This is a genomic window from Variovorax frigidus (assembly GCF_051216515.1).
Classification (GTDB): domain Bacteria; phylum Pseudomonadota; class Gammaproteobacteria; order Burkholderiales; family Burkholderiaceae_C; genus Variovorax.
The window spans coordinates 173,991-192,025 of the sequence record NZ_JBPJZF010000004.1; the positions used below are offsets into that span (position 1 = coordinate 173,991).

An 18,035-nucleotide genomic window follows, 5' to 3' on the forward strand; every position below is an offset into this window, starting at 1 on the left:
CCCGACAATCCTGCCCGTGTCATCCCCCGCCCCCCCCGACGTCGCGCCGCCGCCGACGCACTACGAGAACTTCCCGGTCGCGTCCTGGCTCTGCCCGCCGCGCCTGCGTCCGCCCATCGCCGCGATCTACGGCTTCGCGCGCACCGCCGACGACATCGCCGACGAAGGCGACGACGGCCCGGCCCAGCGGCTGGCCGACCTGCACGCCTTTGGCGCCGATCTGGCGGCCACCGCCCGGGGTCTGCCGATCTCGGGCCGCTGGCCCGCGGTGTTCGGCCCGCTGGCCCGGGCCATGCGCGACTTCACGCTGCCCGAAGCGCTGCTGGCCGACCTGCTCTCGGCCTTCGTGCAGGACATCGAGAAGACGCGCGACGGCGGCCGCTATGCCGACCGTGCGGAGCTGCTGGACTACTGCAGCCGCTCGGCCAACCCGGTCGGACGGTTGCTGCTGCATCTCTATGGCGTCGACGATGCGGTCGCGCTCGCGCAGAGCGACGCCATCTGCAGCGCGCTGCAGCTCGCCAATTTCTGGCAGGACCTGAGCGTCGACCTGCCGCGCGGCCGCTTCTATCTGCCGCTCGCGGACTGCGCGGCGCACCGACTGGCGCCGGACGACGTGCGCTGCATCCCGCCGACGCCCGAAGCGATCGCGCTGGTCCGGTCCGAGGTCACCTGGACCCGCGCCCTGATGACCCAGGGCGCACCGCTGGTGCACCGCCTGCCCGGCCGCATCGGCTGGGAGCTGAGGCTCGTGGTCCAGGGCGGCCTGCGCATCCTCGACAAGATCGAAGCCCAGGGCTTCGACAGCTTCTCGCGCCGTCCCACCATCGGCACCGCGGATGCACCGCTGCTGGCCTGGCGGGCCCTCTGGATGCGGAGACAATCGACCCCATGAGCCAAGAGAACAGAAGCGAACACCCGAGATGAATCCTGCGCAGTACGTCCAGGAAAAAGCCGCGGCCTCGGGCAGCAGCTTCTATTACGCCTTCCTGTTTCTTCCCAAATCGCGGCGCGCGGCGATCACCGCCTTCTACGCGTTCTGCCGCGAGGTCGACGACGTGGTCGACGAGGCGCGCGACCCCGGCGTGGCCGCGACCAAGCTGGCCTGGTGGCGCACCGAGGTGGCCCAGTCCTTCGCCGGCCAGCCCAGCCACCCAGTCATGCAGGCGCTGATGCCGCTCGCCGCCGAATACGGCATCGAGGCCCGGCAGCTGCAGCAGATCATCGACGGCTGCCAGATGGACCTGGACCAGACGCGCTACCTCGACTTCCCCGGCCTGCAGCGCTATTGCCACCTGGTGGCCGGCGTGGTGGGCGAAGTCGCGGCGCGCATCTTCGGCCAGACCGATCCGCAGACCACCGCCTACGCGCACAAGCTGGGCCTGGCACTGCAGATGACGAACATCATCCGCGACGTCGGCGAAGACGCGCTGCGCGGCCGCATCTACCTGCCGGTCAACGAGCTGCAGCAGTTCGACGTCAAGGCGCACGAGGTGCTCAACCGCGTGTACTCGGAGCGCTTCGTGGCGCTGATGAAGTTCCAGGCGGAGCGCGCGCACCGCATCTACGACGAAGCCCTGGCGCTGCTGCCGGTGGCCGACCGCCGCAGCCAGAAGCCGGGCCTGATGATGGGCAGCATCTACCGCGCGCTGCTGCGCGAGATCGAGCGTGACGACTTTCAGGTGCTGCAGCAGCGCGTGAGCCTCACGCCGCTGCGCAAGTTCTGGCTGGCCTGGCGCGTGCAGGCGCTGGGCCGGATCTGAAGCTGAAGCGCCCCGCATGAAGATCGCCGTCATCGGCGCCGGCTGGGCCGGCCTGGCCTGTGCCGTCGAGACCGCGCGCGCCGCCCATCGCGTGACCGTGTTCGAGGCCGCCCGCCAGCCGGGCGGCCGGGCCCGCCGCATCGACGCGAGCCACGGCGGCGTCGCGCTGGACAACGGCCAGCACATCCTGATCGGCGCCTACCGCGACACGCTGTCGCTGATGCGCACGGTCGGCGTCGACCCCGAGGCCGTGCTGCTGCGCCAGCCGCTGTCGCTGCGCTTCGCCGATGGCGGCGGGCTGGCGCTGCCGAAGCTGCAACCGCCGCTCGACCTGCTGGCCGGCATCGCGATGGCCCGCGGCTGGACCTGGCGCGACAAGGGCAGCCTGCTGCGCACCGCGCTGCGCTGGCGGCTCGACGGTTTCCGCTGCGCGCCCGAGGCCACGGTCGCCACGCTGTGCGCCGGGCTCACACCGCGCGTGATGCAGGAGCTGATCGAGCCGCTGTGCGTCTCTGCGCTCAACACCGCGGTCGCGGAATCCAGCGGCACGGTCTTCCTGCGCGTGTTGCACGACGCGCTGTTCGGCGAGCGCGGCGGCGCCGACCTGCTGCTGCCGCGCGCCGACCTGGGCGCGCTGTTCCCCGATGCCGCATTGCGCTGGCTCGCGGTGCGCGGTGCCACGGTGCGGCTGGGCCGGCGCGTGGCGTCGCTCTCGCGCACCGACGGAGGCTGGTGCGTCGAGGACGAGCTGTTCGACCGCGTCGTGATCGCCGGCGCGCCCTGGGATGCGGCACGCCTGGTGCGCGCGGCCGGTGTGGACGCCCCGGACTGGCTCGGCGCCGCCGACGCGCTGCGCTTCGAAGCCATCGCCACGCTCTATGCCGACGGCGCCACGGCACTGGCCGCGCCGATGGTGGCGCTGCGCAGCGGCTCGGGCGCACCCGCGCAATTCGCCTTCGACCGCGGTCAGCTCGGAGGCCCGCACGGTCTGCTGGCGCTGGTCGTGAGCGCCAGCGACCAGCCGCGCGAGCTGCTGGCCCCGCAGGTGCTGGCCCAGGCCGCCACGCAACTCGGCCAGACCCGGCTGCGTATCGTGCAGACCGTGGTCGAGAAGCGCGCCACCTTCGCCTGCACGCCGGGCCTCGCGCGCCCGACAATGCAGATCGCGCCCGGCCTCGCGGCCTGCGGCGACTACCTAGACGGCCCCTACCCCGCCACGCTCGAAGCCGCGGTGCGCAGCGGGCTGGCCACGGCCCAATGGATCGGACCCTGCGGATGACGCTCGCCCTCGACTACCTCGATTTCGACTACAGCGAAGATGCCGACGGCAACGGCAGCTTCGACGCGCTGGCCTCGGTGAACGCGACGCAGTTGCCCCAGGTGCACACGGAGATCGCCGCAGTGCTGCGCTGGGCGCACGCGGCCTTCGCCGACCGGCGCGGCGCACCCGAAGACGGCGGCGAGTGGGACTACGACCTGCAGTCGCGACGGGAATTCAGCATCGGCGAGACGCTGTCCTTCGACGCGCGCAGCGGCAGCCTGTCGGTCGAGCCCGGCACGACCACGCCGCCGCGTCATACGCTGAGTCTGTCGATCGGGGGCAGCGCGAACTTCTGCGAAGCCTTCAGGACCCAGTTCGGGATCGACTGAGCCCTCGGGCCTTGGAACCTACCAGCCCCACACCAGGTCCTGCGCGACCCAGCCCGTGGTGCCGTTGCCGTGGCGCACCTTGACCCAGCTGCCCTTGCGCTCGAGCGTGCGCAGCACCTCGCCGCGGCTGGCCTTGCCCACGATGCGGCCCTTGGTGCCGGGCGTGCTGCGCAGATTGGCGACACGCGACTGCACCACGTGGTACGGCGTGCGCGCGGTCAGCGAGCGCGGCACCCAGCCGCGGTCATTCTCGAAGTCGCGCACCTGCAGCCAGTTGCCTCTGCGCGAGATCACCTGCAACGGATAGCCGCGGCTCAGCGCCCACTGCACCTCGCTGCGCGTGCTGGGGCCCGAACGCATGCTCACTTCGCCACGCGCCACGCTCACCATCTCTCGCGCGTGGGCCATGGACACCATGGACAGCCACAGCAGGACGATGGTCAGAAGAAATGCGGGCAGGCGGCGGGAATGCGTCATGCGGTGAAGACCTTTCGGGGACAGGAGAGAAACAGAAAAGCGGCCACGCGAACCGTGGCCAGCCTCTCCGGGTCCCTCACCGCCGAATAGTTCCGCAGCGAAGGGAAAGCAGGAGCTCAGTCGGCGCCGAGCGCGCGGCACAGGGCCTGCAGATCACGCACCACGAGCTGCGGCCGCGCGCCGTGTGTCCAGGGCTTGTTCTCTTCCTCGGGATGGCGCACCACCCAGGCCGCCTGCATGCCGACCGCGAGCGCGCCCACCACGTCGAGCGCGGCATCGTCACCCACGTGCAGCACCGCGTGCGGCTGCACGCCGACCGAGGCCGCGGCGGCGTGGAAGATCGGCGCGTGCGGCTTGCCGCTGCCGAAGATGCTGGCGCTGAAGGCCGTGCGAAACCAGGGGTCGACGCCGGTGCGTTTCAGGTCCGCGTTGCCGTTGGAGATCGCCACCAGCGGGTAGCGGTCACTGAGCCACTTCAACGCGGGCAGTGCATCGTCGTAGAGCACCACGCGTTGGCGCTCGGCGAAGAACACGTCGAAGGCCGCATCGGCCAGCGCCGGATCCTCGCCCACGCGCGACAGCGCGGCACGGATCGATTCGCGGCGCAGCGCGCTCAGGTCGTGTGCGAGGTCGGAGCGCTCGCGCTCGGTGGCTTCGCGCAGTTCGCGCAGCACGCCGGGCGTGAGCAGCAGCTCGGCCGTCTTCGGCGCCTCGCGCAGCAACCAGTCGTGCAGCACCTCTTCGGCACGCGCGATGGTGGGCCAGATCGGCCAAAGGGTGTCGTCGAGGTCCAGCGAGATCGCGGCGATGCGCGTCAAATCCAGGCCGTCGGGTGCCGCAAGGGCCGGTGTCTCGGAAGTCATGGTCGAGAATATCGCATGCCTTCGATCGCCCCGTCCGTCACGCCCTTGCCCACCTCCCCCACCACGCCACGCACCGCCGTGCTCTGGTGCAACCTCGGTTCGCCCGATGCCCCGACCGCCAAAGCCGTGCGGCCCTACCTCTCGGAATTCCTGGGCGACCCACGTGTGGTCGAGATCCCGCGTGCGATCTGGTGGCTGATCCTGAACGGCATCATCCTGCGCACGCGGCCCGCCAAGTCGGCCGCCAAGTACGCGAGCATCTGGCTGGCCGAGGGCTCGCCGCTCAAGGTGTGGACCGAGAAGCAGGCCAAGCTGCTGGCCGGCTGGCTCGGCGAGCGCGGCCACCATCGCGTCTCGGTGCGCCATGCGATGCGCTATGCGAACCCGTCGATCGCCTCGCAGCTCGATGCGCTGATGGCCGAAGGCGCGGCGCGCGTGCTGGTGCTGCAGGCCTATCCGCAGTACTCGGCCACCACCACGGCCAGCGTGATCGACGCGGTCAACGCCTGGACCCTGAAGCAGCGCCGGCTGCCCGAGCTGCGCTTCGTCAACGACTACCACGACGACCCGGCCTACATCGAGGCGCTGGCCCGCAGCGTCGAGGCCTACTGGAAGCAGAACGGCCGGCCCGACCAATTGGTGATGAGCTTCCACGGCATTCCCGAGCGCAACATCCGGCTGGGAGATCCGTACCAGTCGCAATGCCTGACCACGGCGCGCCTGCTGGCCGAGCGGCTGGGGCTCACGGCGGCGCAGCACCGCGTGACCTTCCAGTCGCGCTTCGGCCGCGCCAAATGGCTCGAGCCCTACACCGAGCCGACACTGCGCGAACTGGGCGCTGCGGGCACGCAGCGGGTCGACGTGATGTGCCCGGGCTTCCCGGCCGACTGCCTCGAGACCCTGGAGGAAATCGCGATGGAAGGTCGTGATGCATTCCTGGAGACGGGTGGCAAGGCATTCCACTACATCCCCTGCCTCAACGACAGCCCGCTGTGGATCGATGCGCTCACGGGCATCGCCGAGCGGCATCTCGCGGGCTGGCCGACGAAGCCCTCGGCGCCGGCGCCATGAAGAAGGATCTGCACGAGGCCAACCGACGCTCGTGGAACGCCGCGACCGTCGCGCACAACAGCCACAAGGGCGATCAGGCGGCTTTTTTCCGATCCGGCGGCTCCACGTTGTTCCCCGAGGAAACCGAACTGCTCGGCGACGTCAGGGGTTTGCGGGTGCTGCACCTGCAATGCAATGCGGGCCAGGACAGCCTGAGCATCGCGCGCCTCGGCGCCGAAGTGACGGGTGTGGACATCTCGGACGAGGCGATCGCCTTCGCGACACAGCTCTCGGCGCAATCGGGCATCGCGGCGCACTTCGAGCGTGCCGATGTCTACGACCACTTCCGCCATGCGCAGGCGCGCGGCGAGCAGCACGACATCGTGTTCTGTTCCTACGGCACGCTGTGCTGGCTGTCGGATATCGCAGCCTGGGCCCGTGGCGTGTCCCAGTCGCTGCGGGCCGGCGGGCGCTTCGTCTTCGTCGAATTCCATCCCTTCGCGATGGTGTTCGATCCGGCCTGGCAGTTTCACTACGACTACTTCAACACCGCGCCCGTGCCTGAAGCCGGCGTCGGCGACTACGTGGCCGAATCAGGCGACGGGCTCGCTCGCGAGGGCTACCAGGCCGGCGTGCAGGACTTCTGCAACCCGCACCCGAGCTTCGAGTTTTCATGGGGCGTGGGCCAGGTCATGACGGCGCTCGCGCAGGCCGGGCTGCATCTCGAGCGCTTCGACGAGTATCCCTATGCCAACGGCTGGAAACCCTTCGACGGCATGCGCGACATCGGCGGCCGGCGGATGGCACCGCCCGAGGGCATGCCCAGCATCCCGCTGATGTATGCGCTGAGCGCGCGCAAGCCCTGAGGCTCAGAACTTGCCGAGGTAGTCCATTTTTCCGATGGGCACGCCGCTGTGGCGCAGCACGTCGTAGGCGGTGGTCACATGGAAGAAAAAGTTGGGCAGCGCGAACTGCAGCAGGTAGCGCTGGGCGGTGAACTGCACCTCGTTGCCGCGGCTCTTCATCACCACCGCGCGGTCCTCGAAGCCGTCGACCTGGGCGCGCTCGATGGTGTTCAGGTAGTCGATGGTCTTCGCGACCCGGGCCTGCAGTTCGGCGTAGGTGGTCTCGATGTCGGGAAAGCTCGGCGCGGTGAGGCCCGCAAGCCGCGCACTGCCCAGCTTCGAGGCATCGCTCGCGCCCTGCACCTGGCCGGCCAGCGTGTACATGTCGGGCGCCAGACGTGCGTTGACCAGGGTCGCGGTGTCGATGCCGGTGGCCGTGGCGTGCGCCAGGCCCTTGTCGAGCAGGTGGTTCAACTGGTTCAGGCCGCGGAGGAAGACGGGAACGGAAAGGTCGTACAACGAAAGCGCCATGGGGTCTCCTGGGGGTTCAGCGCGCGATTGTCGTGCGGCCGCCCGAAGTCTGCTGGCGAGGCCTTACCACCGCAGCAGGCGCGGGCCGAGCACGGCGCCGATCAGGGCCGTCGCTGCGATGCCGCTCACGTACCAGACCGCCAGAAAAGGCGCCGCCAGCTCCATGCAGTGCAGCGCGTAGACCGCTGCCCCCACGCCGCCCGCCAGCGTACCGGCCGCGGCGCCCGCGAGCGCGGGCCGGGTCGGCGCCAGGCTGCGCAGCGCCACAATGGCTCCGACGAACACGGGTGCGGCCATCAGCAGGATGCTGGCCGCGCAGATCTGCCACGAGATGCCCCAGAGCATCCTGGTTCGTTCGGGCTCGGTGGCGGGCATCCACACGGCCGCCGCCAGCGCCCAGATCAGGGCCACGGGCGCGCCGAGCAGAAGCGGCCAACCCGCCCCGAGGCGCACGCCCGGCCGCGCCAGGCGCTGCAGGATCACACCGGCCGCCAGCGCGATGCACAGCGGGATCAGCAACTTGAGCCAGAACATCGGCAACTGCATCGCATCGGCCCAGTCGCGGCGCACGCCGTAGCCCACGAGCAGCAGGGCCAGCGAGAGCGGCACCGCCACGCCGAGGGCCAGCGACAGCCGGTGCGCCGCGGCATGGCGGGGCACCGGCGCGGCATCGGCCGCCAGCATCGAGATCAGTGCATCGGTCTTCATCGGGCGTCCTTGATCTTCTGCATCAGCGCCTTGAGCCCGCGGTGGATGCCGACCTTGACCGCCGACTCCGACATGCCGGTCTTCTCGGCGGCCTCGGCGATCGACAGGCCCTCGAGCTTCACGTGGACGATCGGCAGCCGGTGGCGGTCGGGCAAGGTGTCGAGCAGACCCGACAGGTCGCGCCGCGCGTCGCTGGCCTCGGTGGTCGACTCGGCGAACACTTCGAGATCGTCTTCCAGCGGAATGTGCCGCGCCTCGCGGCTGCCCTTGGCGCGCAGCAGGTCGATCATCTTGTAGCGTGCGATCGCGTGCACCCAGGCCGTCAAGGGCTGGTCGCTCTGGTAGGTGTGGCGCTGGTTGTGCATGGCGATCAGGCATTCCTGGACAAGGTCTTCCACTTCATCGGGCCAGCCGAACAGGCGCCGACCCAGGAAGCCGCGCAGGTGCGCGCCCAGCTGGACCAGGAATGCACGGTAGGCCGTCGCGTCGCCGGCCTGGCCGCGCACGAACAGGTCGTGCAGCGCCGCTTCGGCGTCGTGCAGCTGCTGCGGGCTCCCGGATGTTGTTCGTTTCATTCGCTCTGCGGGTTACAGCGGGATGCGGGGCCGGTGAAAAAAGACGGGTCGATTGTGCCGTGGACCGGTCGCGGCGCCCGCCTACGGCGGATGGCGTACCTCCGCTTGCCAGTCGCGGGGTCCGTCGGTACATTGCATTTTTTGAGGGCCTGCAATGTCTGTCGACACCGTTCCGAGTTCTCCCCATCCCACCTCCGCCACGCCCCCGCTGAACGAGACCCCGCCCGCGGGGCCCGACGACCTCGCCTCGATCTCGCTGTCCCCGATCTACGCCGCCGCGGCCACCGCAGTCCATGCGGCCGGACCGCGCCACATCCGGCTGACCTCGCACGCGAGCGGCTTCGGCGCCCTGCCGATCCACTGGGGCGCGGCGACCGCGACCGAACGCGGCCCGATCGTCGGCACCACCACCTCGCGCGCGCACCGCAACGTGATCGGCACCCACAGCGGCTCCTACAGCGTGTACCGCGCGCTGGCCGTGGCCGCGGGCGCGCTCAAGCGCGAGCACAAGGCCGACCTGACCAACACCTCGCCGACCGACGCCATCGGCCCCTACCCTCAGTGGAGCGAGCCCGGACGCATCGTGTCGCTCGACCCCTGGGGCGCGATCGTGGCCGACGTGTTCTCGGCCGAGCTCGCGGCCGGCTACGACATCCGCCCGACCTTGGCCGTGACCAAGGCGCACGTGATCCTGCCGGAGGTGATCGAGGCGCTGCAGACCGGCCGGCTCCAGGCCGACGGCAAGTTCCTCACCGACGGCGGCGCGGCCATGGTGACCAAGGTGGCGGTCGAGCCGGCCTGGTACCTGCCCGAGGTCGCCAAGCGCTTCGGCTGCTCCGAGACCGACCTGCGCCGCACGCTGTTCGAGGAAACCGGCGGCATGTACCCCGAGCTGGTGACGCGCTCCGACCTGGAGGTGTTCCTGCCGCCCATCGGCGGGCAGACGCTCTACATCTTCGGCAACCCGCGCGACCTGGCCAACCCCGCGGTCGAGCTCACGGCCCGCATCCACGACGAATGCAACGGCTCCGACGTGTTCGGCTCCGACATCTGCACCTGCCGGCCCTACCTCACGCACGCCATCGAGGAGTGCATCCGCGGCGCGCAACGCGGCGGCGTCGGCCTGATCGCCTATTCGCGCAAGGAAGGCCGCGCGCTGGGCGAGGTCACCAAGTTCCTGGTCTACAACGCGCGCAAGCGCCAGGTCGGCGGCGACACGGCCGACCAGTATTTCGCCCGCACCGAATGCGTGGCCGGCGTGCAGGACATGCGCTTTCAGGAGCTCATGCCCGACGTCTTCCATTGGCTGGGCATCACCAAGATCCACCGCCTGGTGTCGATGAGCAACCTGAAGTTCGACGCCATCACCGGCTCGGGCATCGAGATCGGCGAGCGGGTCAACATCCCCGACGAACTGATCCCGGCCGACGCCCAGGTCGAGATGGACGCCAAGAAGGCGGCCGGCTATTTCACGCCGGGCCACGTGCCCGACGCCGACGAACTCAAGCAGGCCAAGGGCCGAGGACTCACCGAATGAGCAAGGACAATTACGGACTGGACCCCGAACACGCCACCGCCAACCAGGCGGTGCGCCACGCCGACGCGCAGGGACGGGTCGACCCGATGCAGGAACTGACGCCCGACTTCACCCAGCCCGCCGCCGCTGCCACCTGGCTGCGCAACACGACGGCCGTGCGCGAGCGCGCGGCACAGCTGCTGGCGCGGGCCCGCAGCGGCGAGTCGGCCTGGTTCACGATCGGCGACACGGCCGCACTCGACGGCGCCGCGCAGACCGTGGCCGATGTGACGCGCGAGCGCTACCCCTCGGGACGCATCCCCTTCCACAGCCGCTGGCGCCATTTCGAGGCCGGCGGCGTCGACCGTCTGGCCGAACTCGACCGGCTGCTGGGCGACAAGGTGACGCCCCGCGAACGCGCCCGCGTGCAGATCGACCTGGTGCTGGTGAGCGTGCTGCTCGATGCCGGCGCCGGCCCCGACTGGCACTACGTCGAGTCGGCCAGCGGCCAGCGCTTCACGCGCTCCGAGGGGCTCGGCGTGGCGAGCTTCCACGCCTTCACCAGCGGCCTGTTCTCCTCCGATCCCGACCGGCCGCTGCAAGCCGATGCCGCGGGCCTGCGGGCGCTCGTGACCGACCGGCTGGCCCAGGCTTTTCAGCTGAGCGACGTCAACCCGCTGGTGGGCATCGCCGGCCGCGCGATGCTGCTGCGGCGGCTGGGCGAGGCGCTGACCGAACAGCCCGAAGTCTTCGGCCAGGAAGGCCGGCCGGGCCGCCTGTTCGATGCGCTGGTCGGCCCCTACGGCCCGGCGCTGCCGCCGACCGCCGAGGTCAAGGCGCACGATCTGCTGTCGCTGGTGCTGAGTTCCTTGTCGCGCATCTGGCCCGCGGCCAATGCGGTCGACAGCCTGGCGATCGACGGCAGCGATGCGCCCGGCGGCATCCCGATGGGCTCGGGCGATCCGGCCTTCGCGCTGGGCGATTGCTGGCGCCACAGCGCGGTGCACGGCCCGGGACTCACCAACGGCTGGGTGCCCTTCCACAAGCTCTCGCAGTGGCTCACCTACTCGCTGCTCGAACCCATCGAGGGCGCGGGCGTGAAGGTGCGCGGGCTCGACGCGCTCACCGGCCTGCCCGAGTACCGCAACGGCGGCCTGCTGATCGACAGCGGCGTGATCGTGCCGCGCGACGCGGCATCGCTCACGCGCAGCTGGAAGGTGAGCGACGAGTTCATCGTCGAATGGCGCGCGCTCACGGTCGCGCTGCTCGACGAACTGGCGCCGCGCGTGCGCAAGCTGCTGGGCCGCAGCGCCGATGAATTGCCGCTGGCCTGCGTGCTGGAGGGCGGCACCTGGGCCGCGGGGCGCGTGCTGGCACAACGCTTGCGTGATGGTTCGCCTCCGCTGCGGATCGAAAGCGACGGCACCGTCTTTTAAACTCTCCCTCCTCCGTTTCGAAAGAAACACGGCAACGCCGCCACGCTTTTCCTCAGAATCTCCGCCCTATGAGCAACGTCCATGTCCTCGACCACCCCCTCGTCCAGCACAAGCTCACGCTGATGCGCCGCAAGGATGCGTCCACCAACAGCTTCCGCCGCCTTCTCAACGAGCTCAGCATGCTCATGGCCTACGAGGTCACGCGCGACATGCCGATGCAGGACATCGAGGTCGAGACCCCGCTCGAGACCATGACGTCGAAGGTGATCGACGGCAAGAAGCTGGTGCTGGTGTCGATCCTGCGCGCCGGCAACGGCATCCTCGAAGGCATGCTGAGCGTGGTGCCGGGCGCGCGCGTCGGCCACATCGGCCTGTACCGCGATCCCAAGACGCTGACCGCGGTCGAGTACTACTTCAAGATGCCCAGCGAGATGGAGAACCGCGACATCATCGTGGTCGACCCGATGCTGGCCACCGGCAACTCGGCCATCGCGGCAGTCGAGCGGCTCAAGGAGATGAACCCCAAGTCGATCAAGTTCGTCTGCCTGCTGACCTGCCCCGAGGGCGTGAAGAACCTGCAGGAGGCGCACCCCGACGTGCCGATCTACACCGCCGCCATCGACCGCGAGTTGGACAGCCACGGCTACATCCTGCCGGGCCTCGGCGATGCGGGTGACCGGATCTTCGGGACGAAGTAGGACGCCCCCCGAGGGCTTGCGCACTGCGTGTCGCGGCGCCCCTCCCCCCACTGGGGGGCGATACCGGCGGCCCGGCGAAGCCGGTTCCGCGGTATCCCACGTGAAGAGTGCGCCGCTATCGCCTTGTTCTTTCTGTCGATCCAACAACCCAAGGAAAAATCGTGACAGCTCGTCGTCAATTGATCATTCGTTCGGTGGCCCTGGCCGCCGCCGTGGCGGCGGGTGCGCCGGGGCTGGCATTGGCGCAGGCCAAGCTCAAGGTGGCGGGGGTCTACACCTCGCCTTTCGAGCAGCAGTGGGTCAGCCGGCTGCACAAGGCGCTCAAGGCGGCCGAGGCGCGCGGCGAGATCGACTACAAGGCGACGGAGAACGTGACCAACGCCGACTTCGAGCGCGTGATGCGCGAGTACGCGACGGGTGGCAACCAGCTGATCATCGGCGACGTGTTCGGCGTCGAGGCCGCGGCGCGCAAGGTGGCCAAGGACTTCCCCAAGACCTCCTTCCTGCTCGGTTCCTCGGGCAAGCCGCAGGCGCCCAACCTGAGCGTGTTCGACAACTACATCCAGGAGCCGGCCTACCTGAGCGGCATGGTCGCGGGCAGCATGAGCAAGTCGAACCGGATCGGCATGGTCGGCGGCTTTCCGATCCCCGAGGTCAACCGGCTGATGAACGCCTTCATGGCCGGCGCCAGGGAGACCAATCCCAAGGTCGAGTTCACCGTGAGCTTCATCAACAGCTGGTTCGACCCGCCGAAGGCCAAGGAAGCCGCGTTCGCGATGATCGACAAGGGCGCCGACGTGCTCTACGCCGAGCGCTTCGGCGTGAGCGACGCGGCCAAGGAAAAGGGCAAGCTCGCGATCGGCAACGTGATCAACACCCAGGCCCAGTACCCCGACACCGTGGTGGCATCGGCGCTGTGGAATTTCGAGCCCTCGGCCGACCGTGCGATCAAGCTGGTGAAGGAAGGCAAGTTCACCGCCGAGGACTACGGCCAGTATTCGATGATGAAGCACAAGGGCTCCGAGCTCGCGCCGCTGGGCACCTTCGAGAAGAAGGTGCCGGCCGACACGCTCGCCAAGGTCAAGGCCAAGGAAGCCGACATCGTGGCAGGCAAGTTCACCGTCAAGGTCGACGACGCGCAGCCCAAATCGACGGCCAAATGAAGGCCGCCGCGATGACGCGCTGGCGCTCGGCGCTGTCGGCCTGCGTGCTGGCGGCCGGCGTGGTCGCGCTCGCGGGCTGCATCGGCATCTACAAGAGTGCCGGCGCGATCGAGGACACCCGCCTCGACGACACGCCGCGCATCGCGGTGATCTCGGCCTTCCAGCCCGAGCTCACGCTGCTGCTGTCCCGGCTGCAGAAACCGGTCACGCACAGCGTGCACGGCGTCGACTTCACGACCGGCACGCTCGAAGGCAAGCCGGTGGTGCTGTTCCTCTCGGGCATCAGCATGACGAACGCGACCATGAACACGCAGCGCGTGCTCGATCGCTTTCGCGTCACCCACATCGTCTTCAGCGGCATCGCGGGCGGCGTGAACCCTGCGCTGCACGTGGGCGACGTCACCGTGCCCGCGCAATGGGGCCAGTACCTCGAGGTGCTGATGGCGCGCGAGACCGCGCCGGGCCGGTTCAGCGCACCGCCCTTCATCACCGATGCGGCCATGTTCCCGAACTTCGGCATGGTGCATCCGCGCGCCGTCGAAGTGCGCACCGAAGCGAAGCCGCAGATCGAGCGCAAGTTCTGGTTCGAGGTCGACCCCAAGATGCTCGCGGTCGCGCGCAGCATCCGCAACGTCGACCTGGCGAACTGCAGCGCCGGCCGCTGCCTGCCGCGCAAGCCGCAGCTCGTGGTCGGCGGCAACGGCGTCTCGGGCCAGGCCTTCATGGACAACAAGGCATACCGCGAATACACCTTCAGGACCTTCCAGGCCAACGTGATCGACATGGAGACCGCGGCCGTGGGCATGGTGGCCTACAGCAACGGCGTGCCCTACATCGCCTTCCGCTCGCTCAGCGACCTCGCGGGCGGCGGCGAGGGCGAGAACGAGATGGGCACCTTCATGGGCATCGCGGCCGACAATTCGGCCAAGGTGATGCTGGCTTTCCTCGCGGCCTGGAAGTGACCCCGCTCTCGCTCCCTCCCCCGCCGGGGGAGGGTTGGGGTGGGGGCATGCGCTACCAGAAGACGTTGCTATGGATCGCGAGCCCCCATCCCTACCTTCCCCCGGAAGGGGAAGGAGAAAAACAATGACCCAGACCCCTGTCCTCCGCCTTCAAGGCATCACCAAGCGCTTCGGCGCGCTGGTGGCCAACGATGCGATCTCCCTCGAACTGCAGGCCGGTGAAGTGCTGGCGCTGCTGGGCGAGAACGGCGCCGGCAAGTCGACGCTGATGTCGATCCTGTTCGGCCACTACACGGCCGACGAGGGCCGCATCGAGGCCTTCGGCCAGCCGCTTGCGCCCGGCAACCCCAAGGCCGCGCTGGCCGCGGGCATCGGCATGGTGCACCAGCACTTCACGCTGGCCGACAACCTCAGCGTGCTCGACAACGTGCTCATGGGCACCGAGCCGCTGTGGCAACCCTTCTCGCGACGCAGCGCGGCGCGGGCGCGGTTGCTCGAGGTGTCGCAGCGCTTCGGCCTGCCGGTGCAGCCCGACGCGAAGATCGGCGACCTGTCGGTCGGCGAGCGCCAGCGCGTGGAGATCCTCAAGGCGCTGTACCGCGGCGCGCGCATCCTGATCCTCGACGAGCCGACCGCGGTGCTCACGCCGCAGGAGAGCGAGGCGCTGTTCGACACGCTGGCCCAGATGGTGGCGCAGGGCCTGTCGATCATCTTCATCAGCCACAAGCTGGGCGAGGTGCTGCGCGTGTCGCACCGCGTCGCGGTGCTGCGCGGCGGCAAGCTGGTGGCGCAGGCGCGCGCGGTCGACACCACGCAGGCCGAGCTCGCGCTCTGGATGGTCGGCCATGCGGTCGAGAAGACCGCGCGCCGGCCGTCCCGCAGCGTGGGCGACGCGGTCTGCGTGCTCGACCATGTGCAAACCGGCGGCAGCGGCCATGACCGGCTCGACGGCGTGACGCTCACGCTCAGGGCCGGCGAGATCGTCGCCATCGCGGGCGTGTCGGGCAACGGCCAGGTCGCACTGGCCGAGCTGCTGAGCGGCACGCGCCGCGCGGTGGCCGGCTCGGTGCAGCTGATGGGCCGCGCGCTGCCCCCCTCGCCCGCCCGGCTGGTGCCGCGCGGCGTCGCGCGCATTCCCGAAGACCGGCACGCCGTGGGCGTGATCGGCGACCTGCCGGTCTGGGAGAACGCGGTGTCCGAACGGCTGCGCAGCCCGGCCTTCTCGCGCTGGACGCCGCTGGGCCTGCGCTGGGTCCGGCGCGCCGCGGCGCGTGCCTATGCGGCACGCGTGGAGAAGGCCTACGACGTGCGCGGCGCGGGCCTGTCGTCGCCCGCCCGCTCGCTCTCGGGCGGCAACATGCAGAAGCTGATCCTGGGCCGCGCGCTGATGGCGCCTGAGTCCGCCAACGGCCAGCGCAGGCCGCCGCGGCTGATCGTCGCGCACCAGCCGACCTGGGGCCTGGACATCGGTGCGGTCGCCTATGTGCAGCAGCAATTGATCGCCGCGCGCGATGCCGGCGCAGCGGTGCTGGTGATCTCCGACGACCTCGACGAGGTGCTGGCACTGGGCGACCGCGTGGCGGTGATGCACGGCGGCCACCTGGGCGAACCGCGGCCCGCCACAGCCTGGACGCGCGAAGCCATCGGCCTGGCCATGGCCGGCACGGAACCCTCATGAGACTCGAACGCCGTCACCGGACCTCCCCCCTGGCCCTCGTGCTCGCCCCCGTCGGCGCAGTCGTCTTCACGCTCGCCGTCAGCGCCCTGCTGGTGCTCTGGGCGGGCGCCCCCGTGGGCCGGACCTACGCGCTGCTGCTGCAGGGCGGCTTCGGCTCGGTCTTCGCCTGGAGCGAGACGCTGACCCGCGCCATCCCGCTGATCCTCACCGGCCTCGCGGCCACCGTGGCCTTCAAGGCGCGGCTGTTCAACATCGGCGCCGAGGGCCAGCTCTACGCGGGCGCACTGGCCGCGATCGCCGTCGGCGGCATGCACGGCGGCACGGGCTTCGAACTCTCGCCCTGGCTGCTGTTCCCGCTGATGATGGGGGCCGCGGCCGTCGCGGGCGCACTGCTGCTGCTGGGCCCGGCGCTGATGAAGACCCGGCTGGGCGTCGACGAGGTCGTGACCACGCTGTTGATCAATTTCATCGTGCTGCTCGCGGTCTCGGCCATGCTCGACGGCCCGATGAAGGACCCGACGGCCATGGGCTGGCCGCAGAGCGTGGCGCTGCAGGGCGATCTGGAACTCGGCAAGCTGATCGCGCAGACGCGCGTGCACACCGGGCTGATCTGGGCCGTCTCGCTGGCGGTGATGGTCTGGGCGATCTTCAAGTACACGGTGCTGGGCTTCGACATCCGCGCGGTGGGCGCCAACGCACGCGGCGCGGCCTTCGCTGGCGTGCCCGTGACGCGCACCGTGGTCATGGTGGCGCTGCTGTCGGGCGCGCTGGCCGGCCTGGCCGGCGCGATCGAGGTCGCGGGCCGCACCAGCTACGTGACGCTGGACATGTCGCCGGGCTATGGCTACACCGGCATCGTGATCGCGATGCTCGCCGGCCTGCACCCGCTGGGCGTGATTGCCGCGGGCGTGTTCGTGGCCGGCGTGCTGGTCGGCGCCGACAGCATGAGCCGCGCGGTCGGTGTGCCGACCTACATCGCCGACGTGATCGTCGCCGCCTCGCTGATCGCGGTGCTGGTGGCGACGCTGCTGACGCAGTACCGGGTGCGGCGCAAATGATGGTCAGCGCCCCTGCGGACTTGCTCCTCCCCCCTCCGGGGGAAGGCAGGGATGGGGGCCACAGCCTCTCCATCGCGCGCCGCGTGCCTCCACCCCAGCCCTCCCCCGGAAGGGGAGGGAGCAAAGACAAATGACCGATCTCTTCGACATCCTCTCCAACGCCTCCTTCTGGGTCGCGACGCTGCGCATCGCCACGCCGCTGATTCTCGGCACGCTGGGCGTGCTGCTGTGCGAGCGCGCGGGCGTGCTCAACCTCGGCATCGAAGGGATCATGGTTGCGGGCGCGTTCACCGGCTGGCTCGCGGTGTACGCGGGCGCGCCGCTGTGGATCGGCGTGGGCGTGGCCGCGCTCACCGGCGCGGTGTTCGGCCTGCTGCACGCCTTCCTGACGGTCGGGCTCGCGCTGTCGCAGCACGTCTCGGGGCTGGGCATCACGCTGTTGGCCACGGCGCTCAGCTACTTCGGCTACCGCGTGAGCTTTCCCAAGGTGAGCACGCCACCCACGGTCACGCCCTTCGCGCCGATGGACTGGCTGCCGATCCCGATCCTCAATGCGCAGACCGCGCTCACGCTGTTCGCGCTGCTGGCGGTGCCGGTGGTCGCGTGGGTGCTGCTGCGCACGCCGGTCGGCCTCGCCGTGCGCATGGTGGGCGAGAACCCGCAGGCGGCCGAGGGCCAGGGCGTGTCGGTCGCGGCCACGCGCACCGGCGCCATCGTGGCGGGCTCGGCGCTGATGGGCGTGGCGGGCGCCTTCCTCACGCTGTCGGCCTTCAACGCCTTCTTCTTCAACATGGTCAACGGCCGCGGCTGGATCTGCGTGGCGCTGGTGGTGTTCGCCTCGTGGCGGCCTGGCAAGGCGCTGCTGGGCGCACTGCTGTTCGCCTTCTTCGATGCGCTGCAGCTGCGACTGCAGCAGTCGGGCGACGCCGCGTTGCCCTACCAGCTGTACCTGATGCTGCCCTACCTGCTGTCGATCCTGGCGCTGGTGCTGGTGGCGCGCAAGGCCAGCTATCCGCAGGCGCTGATGAAGCCTTATCGCAAGGGCGAGCGCTAGGGAACGTC

Annotated in this window: 19 protein-coding genes; 14 read left to right on the top strand and 5 right to left on the bottom strand. The window is 69.9% G+C overall.

Annotation, left to right across the window (positions count from 1 at the left end; all coding sequences use genetic code 11):
• Positions 1 to 10: 10 nt before the first annotated feature.
• The 4 genes from hpnC to ACSFBC_RS13095 are packed head-to-tail and all read left to right on the top strand — an operon-like array spanning position 11 to position 3,413.
• Complete coding sequence (hpnC, locus tag ACSFBC_RS13080; protein WP_435511172.1) at positions 11 to 895, top strand: squalene synthase HpnC; 885 nt, start codon at positions 11 to 13, stop codon at positions 893 to 895.
• A 28-nt stretch (positions 896 to 923) separates the two neighbouring features.
• Positions 924 to 1,763, top strand: coding sequence for a presqualene diphosphate synthase HpnD (hpnD, locus tag ACSFBC_RS13085; protein ID WP_435510764.1), 840 nt, complete (start codon positions 924 to 926; stop codon positions 1,761 to 1,763).
• Positions 1,764 to 1,779: 16 nt separating this feature from the next.
• Positions 1,780 to 3,042 (top strand): hydroxysqualene dehydroxylase HpnE, encoded by a 1,263-nt coding sequence (gene hpnE / locus ACSFBC_RS13090; RefSeq protein WP_435510765.1) that lies wholly within the window; start codon positions 1,780 to 1,782, stop codon positions 3,040 to 3,042.
• Positions 3,039 to 3,413, top strand: a complete 375-nt coding sequence (locus ACSFBC_RS13095; RefSeq protein ID WP_435510766.1) for a hypothetical protein — start codon at positions 3,039 to 3,041, stop codon at positions 3,411 to 3,413. Before hpnE ends, ACSFBC_RS13095 begins: the two co-directional genes overlap by 4 nt.
• 18 nt (positions 3,414 to 3,431) lie before the next feature.
• Here ACSFBC_RS13095 and ACSFBC_RS13100 read toward each other — a convergent pair whose 3' ends face one another.
• Positions 3,432 to 3,890 carry an SH3 domain-containing protein gene (locus tag ACSFBC_RS13100; RefSeq protein WP_435510767.1) on the bottom strand — a complete coding sequence of 153 codons (459 nt, stop codon included), beginning with the start codon at positions 3,888 to 3,890 and terminating at the stop codon, positions 3,432 to 3,434.
• A gap of 116 nt (positions 3,891 to 4,006) precedes the next feature.
• Entirely contained in the window at positions 4,007 to 4,753 is a 747-nt protein-coding gene (locus ACSFBC_RS13105; RefSeq protein ID WP_435510768.1) for an HAD family hydrolase, read from the bottom strand.
• A gap of 15 nt (positions 4,754 to 4,768) precedes the next feature.
• Between ACSFBC_RS13105 and hemH the strand changes: the two genes are divergently transcribed.
• Together hemH and ACSFBC_RS13115 are read left to right on the top strand one after the other, a co-directional pair.
• The gene (gene hemH, locus ACSFBC_RS13110; protein WP_435510769.1) at positions 4,769 to 5,824 is read left to right on the top strand and encodes a ferrochelatase; all 1,056 of its coding nucleotides are present in this window, start codon (positions 4,769 to 4,771) and stop codon (positions 5,822 to 5,824) included.
• Positions 5,821 to 6,669, top strand: coding sequence for a class I SAM-dependent methyltransferase (locus tag ACSFBC_RS13115; RefSeq protein WP_435510770.1), 849 nt, complete (start codon positions 5,821 to 5,823; stop codon positions 6,667 to 6,669). Before hemH ends, ACSFBC_RS13115 begins: the two co-directional genes overlap by 4 nt.
• A 3-nt stretch (positions 6,670 to 6,672) precedes the next feature.
• Here ACSFBC_RS13115 and ACSFBC_RS13120 read toward each other — a convergent pair whose 3' ends face one another.
• The 3 genes from ACSFBC_RS13120 to ACSFBC_RS13130 all read right to left on the bottom strand — a co-directional run bounded on the left by ACSFBC_RS13120 (position 6,673) and on the right by ACSFBC_RS13130 (position 8,462).
• The gene (locus tag ACSFBC_RS13120) at positions 6,673 to 7,179 is read right to left on the bottom strand and encodes a DUF1993 domain-containing protein (protein ID WP_435510771.1); all 507 of its coding nucleotides are present in this window, start codon (positions 7,177 to 7,179) and stop codon (positions 6,673 to 6,675) included.
• A gap of 63 nt (positions 7,180 to 7,242) precedes the next feature.
• Entirely contained in the window at positions 7,243 to 7,887 is a 645-nt protein-coding gene (locus ACSFBC_RS13125) for a DUF1109 domain-containing protein (protein ID WP_435510772.1), read from the bottom strand.
• Positions 7,884 to 8,462 carry a sigma-70 family RNA polymerase sigma factor gene (locus ACSFBC_RS13130; RefSeq protein WP_435510773.1) on the bottom strand — a complete coding sequence of 193 codons (579 nt, stop codon included), beginning with the start codon at positions 8,460 to 8,462 and terminating at the stop codon, positions 7,884 to 7,886. The genes ACSFBC_RS13125 and ACSFBC_RS13130 overlap by 4 nt, the downstream gene beginning before the upstream one ends.
• 154 nt (positions 8,463 to 8,616) lie before the next feature.
• Between ACSFBC_RS13130 and ACSFBC_RS13135 the strand changes: the two genes are divergently transcribed.
• The 8 genes from ACSFBC_RS13135 (at position 8,617) to ACSFBC_RS13170 (ending at position 18,027) form a co-directional block, all read left to right on the top strand.
• On the top strand, positions 8,617 to 9,999 hold the full coding sequence (locus tag ACSFBC_RS13135) for a GTP cyclohydrolase II (RefSeq protein ID WP_435510774.1): 1,383 nt from the start codon (positions 8,617 to 8,619) through the stop codon (positions 9,997 to 9,999).
• 86 nt (positions 10,000 to 10,085) lie between these two features.
• Entirely contained in the window at positions 10,086 to 11,414 is a 1,329-nt protein-coding gene (locus ACSFBC_RS13140; RefSeq protein WP_435511173.1) for a URC4/urg3 family protein, read from the top strand.
• A 68-nt stretch (positions 11,415 to 11,482) separates the two neighbouring features.
• Positions 11,483 to 12,112: a uracil phosphoribosyltransferase gene (upp, locus tag ACSFBC_RS13145; RefSeq protein WP_435510775.1), complete on the top strand. Its 630-nt coding sequence runs from the start codon at positions 11,483 to 11,485 to the stop codon at positions 12,110 to 12,112.
• Positions 12,113 to 12,273: 161 nt separating this feature from the next.
• Positions 12,274 to 13,275: a BMP family protein gene (locus ACSFBC_RS13150; protein ID WP_435510776.1), complete on the top strand. Its 1,002-nt coding sequence runs from the start codon at positions 12,274 to 12,276 to the stop codon at positions 13,273 to 13,275.
• Positions 13,272 to 14,237 carry a 5'-methylthioadenosine/S-adenosylhomocysteine nucleosidase gene (locus tag ACSFBC_RS13155; RefSeq protein WP_435510777.1) on the top strand — a complete coding sequence of 322 codons (966 nt, stop codon included), beginning with the start codon at positions 13,272 to 13,274 and terminating at the stop codon, positions 14,235 to 14,237. Before ACSFBC_RS13150 ends, ACSFBC_RS13155 begins: the two co-directional genes overlap by 4 nt.
• 124 nt (positions 14,238 to 14,361) lie before the next feature.
• A complete protein-coding gene (locus tag ACSFBC_RS13160) occupies positions 14,362 to 15,915 on the top strand; it encodes an ABC transporter ATP-binding protein (RefSeq protein WP_435510778.1) in 1,554 nt (517 codons plus the stop codon).
• Entirely contained in the window at positions 15,912 to 16,973 is a 1,062-nt protein-coding gene (locus ACSFBC_RS13165; RefSeq protein ID WP_435510779.1) for an ABC transporter permease, read from the top strand. The genes ACSFBC_RS13160 and ACSFBC_RS13165 overlap by 4 nt, the downstream gene beginning before the upstream one ends.
• A gap of 130 nt (positions 16,974 to 17,103) precedes the next feature.
• Entirely contained in the window at positions 17,104 to 18,027 is a 924-nt protein-coding gene (locus ACSFBC_RS13170) for an ABC transporter permease (protein ID WP_435510780.1), read from the top strand.
• The last annotated feature ends 8 nt before the right edge of the window (positions 18,028 to 18,035 follow it).

What these genes read in the sequence shown, in the direction of transcription:
- ACSFBC_RS13130 (WP_435510773.1), bottom strand. Translation starts at nt 8,462, where the DNA reads ATGAAACGAACAACATCCGGGAGCCCGCAGCAGCTGCACGACGCCGAA.
- ACSFBC_RS13140 (WP_435511173.1), top strand. Translation starts at nt 10,086, where the DNA reads ATGCAGGAACTGACGCCCGACTTCACCCAGCCCGCCGCCGCTGCCACC.
- ACSFBC_RS13095 (WP_435510766.1), top strand. Translation starts at nt 3,039, where the DNA reads ATGACGCTCGCCCTCGACTACCTCGATTTCGACTACAGCGAAGATGCC.
- ACSFBC_RS13165 (WP_435510779.1), top strand. Translation starts at nt 15,912, where the DNA reads ATGAGACTCGAACGCCGTCACCGGACCTCCCCCCTGGCCCTCGTGCTC.
- upp (WP_435510775.1), top strand. Translation starts at nt 11,483, where the DNA reads ATGAGCAACGTCCATGTCCTCGACCACCCCCTCGTCCAGCACAAGCTC.
- ACSFBC_RS13105 (WP_435510768.1), bottom strand. Translation starts at nt 4,753, where the DNA reads ATGACTTCCGAGACACCGGCCCTTGCGGCACCCGACGGCCTGGATTTG.
- ACSFBC_RS13125 (WP_435510772.1), bottom strand. Translation starts at nt 7,887, where the DNA reads ATGAAGACCGATGCACTGATCTCGATGCTGGCGGCCGATGCCGCGCCG.
- ACSFBC_RS13160 (WP_435510778.1), top strand. Translation starts at nt 14,362, where the DNA reads ATGACCCAGACCCCTGTCCTCCGCCTTCAAGGCATCACCAAGCGCTTC.
- ACSFBC_RS13170 (WP_435510780.1), top strand. Translation starts at nt 17,104, where the DNA reads ATGACCGATCTCTTCGACATCCTCTCCAACGCCTCCTTCTGGGTCGCG.
- ACSFBC_RS13135 (WP_435510774.1), top strand. Translation starts at nt 8,617, where the DNA reads ATGTCTGTCGACACCGTTCCGAGTTCTCCCCATCCCACCTCCGCCACG.
- ACSFBC_RS13115 (WP_435510770.1), top strand. Translation starts at nt 5,821, where the DNA reads ATGAAGAAGGATCTGCACGAGGCCAACCGACGCTCGTGGAACGCCGCG.
- ACSFBC_RS13155 (WP_435510777.1), top strand. Translation starts at nt 13,272, where the DNA reads ATGAAGGCCGCCGCGATGACGCGCTGGCGCTCGGCGCTGTCGGCCTGC.
- ACSFBC_RS13100 (WP_435510767.1), bottom strand. Translation starts at nt 3,890, where the DNA reads ATGACGCATTCCCGCCGCCTGCCCGCATTTCTTCTGACCATCGTCCTG.
- hemH (WP_435510769.1), top strand. Translation starts at nt 4,769, where the DNA reads ATGCCTTCGATCGCCCCGTCCGTCACGCCCTTGCCCACCTCCCCCACC.
- hpnE (WP_435510765.1), top strand. Translation starts at nt 1,780, where the DNA reads ATGAAGATCGCCGTCATCGGCGCCGGCTGGGCCGGCCTGGCCTGTGCC.
- ACSFBC_RS13120 (WP_435510771.1), bottom strand. Translation starts at nt 7,179, where the DNA reads ATGGCGCTTTCGTTGTACGACCTTTCCGTTCCCGTCTTCCTCCGCGGC.
- hpnD (WP_435510764.1), top strand. Translation starts at nt 924, where the DNA reads ATGAATCCTGCGCAGTACGTCCAGGAAAAAGCCGCGGCCTCGGGCAGC.